Genomic DNA, 7,678 nt, shown 5'->3' on the forward strand with positions numbered 1-7,678 from the left:
TATGTGTGTTGGCTGGTGAGTTGCGCATTGGCATTTGGCCTTGGCATTTTTTTGCCACGCGTTTTCCAGCGACTGCCACCAAACCCCATGGTGCTGGGTGAAGGCGGCATCTTCTGAGGCGATGACGGCGCGCTGCAAGGGTTTGGCCAGCGCGCTCATGTCAACGCTGTCTTGTCGCCAGGGCAATTGGCCATCGCGCAGCACGATGTGCCAAGCCTGTGAACGCTGAAAGCTGGTGGATTCGGGCAAGGCCCAATTCATGCCGACAATGCGCAAGGCAAAAAACAGCTGCAGTGCCACCACCGCCAACACCACCAACAACAACCAGCGTTTCAGTGCATGCATGTGCGTTGTCCTCGGCATTGAATGCTCACCAAGCGCATCATGGTTTGGCCTCATCAGAGGCCATCATGTAAGTGTCCAGTGTGGCATCCCGCGAAAAATTGAAACGAGTGACGACCACAATCTGATCCGCCTGAGCGCGCATTTTCTGGTTGAACATGCCAAAAGGGGCTGCACTGCGCACAATGGCCACGGCCCGGGTGTCCAGCAATGGATTGCCGGAAGATTTGGCCACTTCGGTGTTCAACAAGCGCCCCCGACTGTCGACGGTGATCACCATGGTGAGTTGCCCGTAAATCCTCTCGCCCCCCACCTCCGGGAAGTTCAAGGTCCCTTGGTATTCGATGGTTCGACGCATTTTGTCGTAATACAAGGCATACACCACCTCCTTGGTGGCAGGGCTGATGTAGCGCTTGCGGGCTGCGCCCTGGGTTTGGTCCACACGTTGCTCAATTTGGGCCAACTGACGGGCCAATTGCTGCTGTCGCTGCACTTTGACATCGCGCTCAGGGCTGTCACTTTTGTCGCCCAAGTTTTCGCGCGTCAAGGCGGCCAACTCATCTTTGAGTTGGCTCAACAATCGCATTTGCTGAATTTTGAGTGCTTGAATTTGCTTCTTGACTGCACTCAGGTCCATGCCCGGATCCTCGTTCATCGAGGGCAACAAGGGCGAGCTGGCAATGCGCACCTGCGGCACTTCACCGCCACCCGCCAAACTCACCTGGGCCAGGGCTTGCGCCTCTTGGGGCAACTCCTGACTGCGGGCATTGACCAAGATCACTTCAAAAGGGGTGTCCTGAAAGACCCGGTTGTAGGCCTCTGGTGCAGCAAACCGAAAGCCGACAAGGCCCAGATGGACCGCCACCGAAAAACCCAGGGCCCAGATCAGCCCTCGGTGTGGCGAGGCCCGCAAGGCCACGGCCCAAGAGGGGCCGGCTAAAGCGGTCTTATTGTGGCCGACCGCTTTGCTGGGCGGGTTCTCAAGTGGCATGGTCTGAGGGGCTGTCGTTCAAGTCCATCGCGATGGTGACCGGGCCTGCGGGCAGGCTGTCGTCGTCCTCGGCTTCGTCGGTTTCGGCTTCTGAGGCCTGCTCAGCATCCAAATGCGCGATCACGGTGCCGCGCACATCCAACGCCATCAGGTCCACATCGGCCAATTTGACGCGCACACGCGCCCCGCGCGGCAGGTTCTGCGCTCCCATGACGCTGAACATCAAAGGCAAAGTGTCGGCGCGCACCAGCCAGGTGCCGCCGCCCATTTCCTTGACCAGGCTGGCATCCAGCTCTTCAATGCCTTGCTGCTGCACATGGCGCAGCGTCCAGTAACGCTCCATGCTCGACTGCACGCCGTTGTAAGCGCTGTAAGCGGCGTCAAAACCGCTGATGATCGAGAACAACTCGGCGTCTTTGGGCTTGAAGGGCGCGGCCAATGCGGCGGTAGCGCCATGCTTGGCGCAGGCGATGATTTGCCACTGGTTGACCAGGTCGGTGTAGCGGCGCAGCGGCGAGGTGCTCCAGGCGTAGCTGGGCACACCAATGCCGGCGTGCGGCAGCGCCTTGGTGCCCATGCGCACTTTCACGCCGGGCGCCAGGCTGGCCTGGCTGCGGTAAATGCCGGGCACACCCAGCTGCGCCATCCACTGGCCCCAGGTGCTGTTGGCCAAAATCATGGCCTCGGCCACCATCAAATCAAGCGGCGCGCCGCGTTTGCGCGTGCCGATCACCACCGTCTCGTCGCCCGTGGGGGGCGTGTCGTTGCTCTCCCGCTCCAGCTTGAAGCTGTAATCCGGGCGGTTGAAGTTCTCGGGCTTGCCGCGCACCACTTCGCGCCGGGCCTTGAGGGTTTGCGCCAAACGCCAGTAAAACGCCAGGGTGTCGCGGCTCACCGGCACGTCGGCGTGGTCGCTCTGGTCCTCGCCCTCCAGCCATTCGCGGGTGATGCGGTCGTCCAATTGGTCATGGCGCAGGTTGACCAAAATCGGCACGCGCTCCAGACGTGTCTCGGCGCTTTGCACCTCCAGGGTGTCTTCGCTGAAAGTCACGTACAGCGACACCGCAGGGCAGTCGCGCCCTTCGATCAGGGTGTAGGCCTGCACCACGCTGTCGGGCAGCATGGTGATTTTGTAACCGGGCATGTAGACGGTGGACAGGCGGGCGCGGCCCAGCTGGTCGATGGCGCCGCCGGGGCTCAAGGCCAAACCGGGCGCAGCGATGTGGATGCCCACGGTCACCATGCCCGTGCCCAAACCCTGCAGCGACAAGGCGTCGTCGATTTCGGTGGTGTGCGAATCGTCAATCGAAAAAGCCTGCACCGGGGCCAGCGGCAAGTCGTCGGTGATGGCGGGCGCTTGCAAAGGTGGAAAGCCCGTGCCCTTTGGGAACAGGTCAAACAGGAAACGCTGCCAATGAAAATCCCAAGGCGAGGCGATGGCCCCCGCGTTTTGCAGCAGGTCCAAAGGCGCGGTCTGGCTGCTTTTGCTGGCCTCGACCACGGCTTTGTATTCGGCCGTGTTCTTGTCGGGGCGAAACAAAATTTTGTAGAGCTGCTCACGAATCGGCTCAGGGCAAGTGCCCGCCACCAGATCGGCCGACCAGGCCTCGATCTGGGCTTGGACCTGCTTTTTCTTCTCGATGGCCAGCAAGGCCTGCTGCACGATCTCGGCCGGGGCTTTCTTGAAGCGGCCTTTGGCACCGCCCCGGCGGAAGTAATGCGGCGCTTCGTGCAGGCGCAGCAAAGCCGCCACCTGCTCGGTGGTGCTGGCGTTGGCGCTGAAATAGTCTTTGGCCAAATCGCCAAAGCCGAACTCTTCGTCCGGGGCGCATTCGTAGGCCAGCTCCAGCTCGATGCTCTGGCTCAAGGCGGCGGCATCGCTGAGCAGCGCAGCCGGGGCCGGTTTGTCGAACCTGAGCAGCATGTGGGCCGATTTGACCTTGACCCGTTTACCGGAGTCGAGTTCGACCTGCGCCGAGGCATCGGCTTCGGACATGATCCGACCGGCCATGAATTTGCCGGCATCTTCAAATAATACGTACATGGCAGGATTTTCCCACGCCACCCGGCCATTCGGCTCGCCAGGCTTCACGCCAGCTGAAGAAATTCAAGGATTTGCGGCAAGTGGTCTTCAAAATCGGTCAAGGCGTGGTCGCTGCCCTCGATCAGGCGCACCTGCCCGGTCTGGTGGCGGGCCAGCATTTCGCGCCAGTCCAGCACCTCGTCGCCCTTGGCGATCAAGGCCAGCGTGGCGGGCCGGGTTGGCAAGGGCTGACTTTCAAGCTCCATCAACTCTTGCACATAAGCCGGCTCAAAAAAGATGCTTTGCGTCGGGTCTTGCCAGACCGGATGCTCGCCGATGTAACGCGCCAGATCGCGCGAAGGGTGCACCGCCGGGTTGATCAGCACCGCCGGAACACTCAGGTGAACCGACAACCAGGCGGCGTAAAAGCCGCCGAGCGATGAACCCATGACCGCCATCTGCTCTCGCGGCCACTCGGCCGTGCCCTGCAGCAACAGATCAATGGCTTGCGCGGGTGAAGCAGGCAACTGCGGGCACCACCATGTGACACCAGGGTGCAGGGCCTGCACCCGCTGGGCCATGATTTGGGCCTTGGCCGACTGGGGCGACGACCTGAAGCCGTGCAGGTAGAGCAAATGGGTGGTGCGCACAGAGCCTCAAATCTCGATTTTGGAGCCCAGCTCGACCACCGCATTGGTGGGCAGGTTCAAAAACGCGGCAGCGCCGCTTGCGTTGTGGTGCATCTGGGCAAAGAGTTTTTCGCGCCAAGGGGCCATGCCGCCACCAATGGTGGGAATCACAATGTCGCGCGAGAGGAAATAGCTGGTGGACATCGGGTCGAGCTGCTGGCCCTCACCTCGGATGTGGGCCAGTGCCGAGGGCAGATCTGGGTTGTCTTTGAAACCATAATTCACGATCACTTGCCAGCAATCATGGCCCAAAGGCGTCACATCCAGCCGCTGCTTCAAGGCCATGCGCGGCACTTCGTGGCTGCGCACAGTGACAAACAAGTTTTCCTGGTGCAGCACCTTGTTGTGTTTCAAGTTGTGCAGCAAGGCATTGGGCACTGTGCCCGCCTCGGCCGTCAAGAATACGGCCGTGCCTTCCACGCGTGTGGGTGGAGAGATAAATACGGCCTCTAAAAAATCGGTCAAACGCAAAGCGTCCGAGCGCAAAGAGTCATTGAGCAGGCGACGCCCGTCGTGCCACGTCAGCATGAGCGTGAACACGGCCGTTCCGATGAGCAGCGGGAACCAGCCACCGTCCAGCAACTTGAGCAAGTTGGACGCCCAAAAAGCCAAATCGACCACAAAGAAGAAGCCTGTTGCGCCAATGCACAGCGCCAGCGGCAGCTTCCAGGCGTAACGGATCACAAAGAAGGTGAGCACCGTGGTGATGAGCATGTCGGTGCACACCGCGATGCCATAAGCCCCGGCCAAGTTGCTGGACGACTTGAACAGAACCACGGCCAAAACAATGGCTACAAACAGGCCCCAATTCACAAAGGGCATGTACACCTGACCCGTATCGGTCTCGCTGGTGTGCAGCACCTGCAAGCGCGGCAGGTAGCCCAGCTGAATCACCTGTTTGGTGACACTGAAAGCGCCCGAAATAAGGGCTTGCGAGGCGATCACCGTGGCCATGGTGGCCAAGCCCACCAAAGGCACCAAGGCCCAGTCAGGTGCCATCATGTAAAACGGGTTTTTTACAGCTTCGGGATTGGACAGCAGCAATGCGCCTTGACCAAAATAGTTCAAGGTCAGGCATGGCATGACCACGCTGAACCAGGCCAGGCGAATCGGTTTTTTACCGAAGTGGCCCATGTCGGCATACAGCGCTTCGCCGCCCGTGACGCACAGCACCACCGCCCCCAGAATGATGAAGGTAATGCCAGGGTTGTGCCAAATAAACCCCAAGGCGTAATGCGGGCTGATGGCCAGCAAAATTTCGGGATGGTGGACGATGTGCGACACGCCCAAAATGGCGATGCTGGCAAACCAGACCAAGGTGATTGGGCCAAAAAACTTGCCGATGCCAGCGGTGCCCCGCTTTTGCACCCAAAACAACAGAAACAGGATCACCAAGGTGAGCGGAATCACCGCCTGCTTAAAAGCGGGCGAGATGACCTCCAGGCCTTCGACCGCCGACAGCACCGAGATCGCTGGGGTGATGACGCCATCGCCATAAAACAGGCAAGTCCCGAAGATCCCCACCACCAACAGCACTTTGCGCAGCTGAGGTTTGTCTTTGACCGATTGCGAAGCGAGGGCCAACATGGCCACCAAGCCGCCTTCGCCATGGTTGTCGGCGCGCAGCACCAGCACCACATACTTGACCGACACGATGGTGGTCAAGGTCCAAAAAAAGATGGAGAGGATGCCGTAGACATTCTCGGGTGTGAAGGGCACATGGCCGGAGCCAAACACCTCTTTCATGGCGTACAGCACGCTGGTGCCGATGTCGCCATACACCACACCAATGGCCCCTAAGGTCAGGGCAGCGAGGGAGGAACGGGTGGAGGCCACATGAAAGAGCGGCACCCAAAAGTACCGCATAGCTGAAGAGGGGCCTATTGTGCGCCCTCTTTTTCGGACCTGTCACGGGAGAATTTGAAAATGTTGCAGTGCAGCAACTGATCAATTGCCCACCGGTTCAGCCCTTTCAGTCGTACACCTCGGCCTCGGGGTCGGTGGCTTCCAGCTCGTAACTGGCGGCCAGCATGGCCAAGCGGCCAATCACGCCATACATGTAAAACCGATTGGGCACGCTGGCTCCGGGTTTGACGCCCGGCTGGGGCAAGTGCGGGGTGTCGGCGAAGGCCAAGGGCACAAAGCTGGCGCCCGGGGCGTTCAGGTTTTCGTCCACACCGCGCTCAGCGTGCACCCGGTAGAAACCACCCACCACATAGCGGTCCATCATGTAAACCACGGGCTCGGCCACGGCGTCGTTGATGCGCTCGTTGGTCAACACGCCTTCTTGGATGATCACGTCGTTGACGGTCTGGCCGTCTTTGATGACGTTCATCTTGTTGCGGGTTTTGCGGTTCAGTGCGTCCAAATCGGCCACATCGCGCACCGTCATGATGCCCATGCCGTAAGTGCCGTTGTCGGCCTTCACGACCACAAACGGCTTTTCGTTGATGCCGTATTCCTTGTATTTGCGCTTGATCTTGGTCAGCAGCGCGTCCACGTTGCTGCGCAGGCATTCCATGCCCGTGCCTTCGGCAAAGTTCACATCGCCGCACTGGCTGAACATCGGGTTGATGAGCCAAGGGTCAATGCCCAGCAACTTGCCAAACCGCTTGGCCACTTCTTCGTAGCTCTCAAAGTGCTTGGTTTTGCGTCGCACGCTCCAGCCTGCGTGCAGGGGCGGCAACAAAAACTGCTCGTGCAGGTCTTCCAGAATGCCCGGGGCACCGGCCGACAAGTCGTTGTTGAGCAAGATGGTGCAGGGGTCAAAGTCTTTCAGGCCCAGGCGGTGCTGGCTGCGCACCACAGGCTCTAAGGTCACGCTCTCGCCGTTGGGCAAATCGATGGTCGTGGCTTCTTTGATCTCGGGGTTGATCGAGCCCAAGCGCACGTTCAGGCCGGACATGTGGAAGATGCGCTGCAGCTGCGCCACATTGGTCAGGTAGAAGGTGTTGCGCGTGTGGTTTTCGGGAATGATCAGCAGGTTTTTGGCCTCCGGGCAGATCTTCTCGATGGCCGATTGCGCCGCTTGCACCGGCAAAGGCAGCATCTCGGGGGTCAGGTTGTTCCAACCACCGGGGTACAGGTTGGTGTCGACCGGGGCGAGTTTGAAGCCCGCATTGCGGATGTCCACCGAGGTGTAGAACGGCGGCGTGTGCTCCATCCACTCCAGACGGAACCAGCGCTCAATGGCGGGCATGGAGTCCAAGATGCGCTGCTCCAGCTCATTGATGGGGCCGTTCAGGGCGGTGACGAGATGGGGAACCATGGGCAACCTTTATGGGGCAAAAAATGGGGACAAAACAAAAATCATATGGGGCCGGTCAGCCCCTTTGCAAGCACCTACCGGACACACGCCCGGCAGCCGTTTGGGGGGGCACACAGCACGTCGGGGTTCAGCCGCGCACCTCGCCCTCGCCCAGCACCACGTACTTGAGCGAGGTCAGGCCTTCGATGCCAACGGGGCCTCGGGCGTGGAACTTGTCGGTGCTGATGCCGATTTCGGCACCCAGGCCGTACTCAAAACCATCGGCAAACCGGGTGCTGGTGTTGACCATGACGCTGGCCGAGTCCACCTCGCGCAAAAAGCGCTGGGCGTGCATGTGGTCACGGGTCATGATGGCGTCGGTGTGG

Annotated in this window: 6 protein-coding genes and 1 pseudogene; all 7 read right to left on the reverse strand. The window is 60.2% G+C overall.

The genetic code is table 11. The features are described 5' to 3' along the window. A partial coding sequence (locus Q0341_RS14965) for a transglycosylase domain-containing protein (protein WP_299514969.1) occupies positions 1–345 on the reverse strand: 345 nt, incomplete at its 3' end. A 37-nt stretch (positions 346–382) separates the two neighbouring features. Further along, positions 383–1,333, reverse strand: coding sequence for a TonB family protein (locus Q0341_RS14970; protein WP_299514972.1), 951 nt, complete (start codon positions 1,331–1,333; stop codon positions 383–385). Beyond that, positions 1,323–3,377: an RNB domain-containing ribonuclease gene (locus Q0341_RS14975; RefSeq protein WP_299514975.1), complete on the reverse strand. Its 2,055-nt coding sequence runs from the start codon at positions 3,375–3,377 to the stop codon at positions 1,323–1,325. The genes Q0341_RS14970 and Q0341_RS14975 overlap by 11 nt, the downstream gene beginning before the upstream one ends. A 44-nt stretch (positions 3,378–3,421) precedes the next feature. Continuing rightward, a complete protein-coding gene (locus tag Q0341_RS14980) occupies positions 3,422–4,006 on the reverse strand; it encodes a YqiA/YcfP family alpha/beta fold hydrolase (RefSeq protein WP_299514978.1) in 585 nt (194 codons plus the stop codon). Between the two features lie 6 nt (positions 4,007–4,012). After that, positions 4,013–5,881 carry a potassium transporter Kup gene (locus Q0341_RS14985; RefSeq protein WP_299514982.1) on the reverse strand — a complete coding sequence of 623 codons (1,869 nt, stop codon included), beginning with the start codon at positions 5,879–5,881 and terminating at the stop codon, positions 4,013–4,015. A 136-nt stretch (positions 5,882–6,017) separates the two neighbouring features. Then, positions 6,018–7,313 carry a glutamate--cysteine ligase gene (gene gshA / locus Q0341_RS14990; protein WP_299514980.1) on the reverse strand — a complete coding sequence of 432 codons (1,296 nt, stop codon included), beginning with the start codon at positions 7,311–7,313 and terminating at the stop codon, positions 6,018–6,020. A gap of 127 nt (positions 7,314–7,440) precedes the next feature. Next, a pseudogene (locus Q0341_RS14995) lies at positions 7,441–7,678 on the reverse strand (gamma-glutamyl-phosphate reductase); the annotation flags it as partial.

Source organism: uncultured Limnohabitans sp. (assembly GCF_937889215.1).
Lineage (GTDB): Bacteria > Pseudomonadota > Gammaproteobacteria > Burkholderiales > Burkholderiaceae_C > Limnohabitans_A.

Excerpts from the sequence above, each read along its gene's own strand:
- gshA (WP_299514980.1), bottom strand. The coding sequence starts at position 7,313 with ATGGTTCCCCATCTCGTCACCGCCCTGAACGGCCCCATCAATGAGCTG.
- Q0341_RS14975 (WP_299514975.1), bottom strand. The coding sequence starts at position 3,377 with ATGTACGTATTATTTGAAGATGCCGGCAAATTCATGGCCGGTCGGATC.
- Q0341_RS14970 (WP_299514972.1), bottom strand. The coding sequence starts at position 1,333 with ATGCCACTTGAGAACCCGCCCAGCAAAGCGGTCGGCCACAATAAGACC.